Origin of the sequence: Fictibacillus arsenicus, from assembly GCF_001999465.1 — a bacterium.
In the GTDB taxonomy this organism is placed as follows: domain Bacteria; phylum Bacillota; class Bacilli; order Bacillales; family Fictibacillaceae; genus Fictibacillus; species Fictibacillus arsenicus.
Window position 1 is genome coordinate 1 of record NZ_MQMF01000027.1, and the last position, 1,436, is coordinate 1,436.

General features: G+C 66.7%; 1 protein-coding gene. It reads right to left on the reverse strand.

Annotated features, from left to right (window positions below; genetic code table 11):
* Positions 1-34: 34 nt before the first annotated feature.
* A complete protein-coding gene (locus tag UN64_RS21585) occupies positions 35-1,378 on the reverse strand; it encodes an IS256-like element ISMlu11 family transposase (RefSeq protein ID WP_077365949.1) in 1,344 nt (447 codons plus the stop codon).
* Between the last annotated feature and the right edge of the window lie 58 nt (positions 1,379-1,436).

Here is a 1,436-nt window from a genome sequence, read left to right on the forward strand (position 1 = left end):
GGGGCGTGTCAACTTGTCTGTGTAAGCGGGGTGGTCACAGGTAGGGGTTGATCCGGTCGGGGTAGGCCGCGGCGAGCTGGGCGAGGGCCTGCTTCCAGTTCGTGACGGCCTGGCCTTCGACGAGCCGGCCCTGGGCTTTGCGCTGGCCGGCGGGTTTGCCCCGGTCCCGAGCGCGTTCGGCGGCGCGTTTGTCTTCGATGTTGCAGATCGCCAGCCAGAGCAGCTTCACCGCCGCCTCGGTCGAGGGGAAGTGGCCGCGGTTCTTGGTCACCTTCCGTAGCTGGAAGTTCAGCGACTCGATGCTGTTGGTCGTGTAGATGACCTTGCGGAGCATGGGTGGGAACTGCAGGAACGGGATGAACCGCTCCCAGGAGTTCGCCCAGGTCGCGGCTGCAGACGGGTACTTCGTGCCGAGCTCGGAGGCCTCGAACTCGGCCAGCGCCTTCCTCGCGGTCTCTTCGTTGGGGGCGGTGTAGATCGGCTTCAGCGCGGCGGCGACCTTCTTGCGGTCCTGGTAGGCCACGAACCGCATCGCGGCCCGGATCAGGTGAACCACGCAGGTCTGGACCATCGAGTCCGGCCACGTCGCCTCGATCGCCTCCGGCAGGCCCTTGAGCCCGTCGCAGCACACGATCAGCACGTCCCGTACGCCCCGGTTGGCGAGATCGGCGCAGACGTGGGCCCAGAACGCCGAGCCCTCGGTGTCCTGGACCCAGATCCCCAGCACGTGCTTGATGCCCTCGAGGTCCACGCCGACGGCGATGTAGGCGGCACGGTTGAGGACCTGGCTGTTCTCTCGGATCTTGATCCGGATTGCGTCGAGATAGATCACCGGATAGAACTCCTCCAGCGGCCGCGACTGCCACGCCAGGACCTCTTCGCTCACGGCGTCGGTGATGTTGGAGATCGTCTCGTGCGACAGGTCCGTGCCGATCGTGGAGGCCAGGTGGTGCTGGATGTCCCGGATCGTCATTCCGCCGGCATAGAGGCTGATGATCATGTCATCCAGGCCCCCGAGGCGCCGCTGGCCCTTGGGCACCAGGCGCGGGGTGAACGACCCGCCCCGGTCTCGCGGGATGTCCAGCTCGATCGGCCCGACCTCGGACTCCACGGTCTTCGGGGTGGTCCCGTTGCGGGAGTTGGCGTGCTTCGGCGCCTCGCTCGAGCCCTTCTCGTAGCCCAGATGGCTGGTCAGCTCGGCCTGCAGGCCCCGCTCGAGCGCGGCCTTGACCAGCGCGGGCACGAACCCGCCGTCACCGGTGAGCTCGACGCCGCCCGCGTCGATCTGCGCGAATAGGGAATCAAGCTGCCCTGAGGCTTTCAGCTGCTCGACCAGGTCCTGGCCCGAGGGCTCGCCTGGGTTCTTCTCGTCGGTCATGGTCATGATTCTTACCGTTCCTCTCGGTACGGCTTACACAGACCATCTGACACGCCCG

Coding starts and splice junctions, on each gene's coding strand:
- UN64_RS21585 (WP_077365949.1), bottom strand. CDS start 1,378: ATGACCGACGAGAAGAACCCAGGCGAGCCCTCGGGCCAGGACCTGGTC.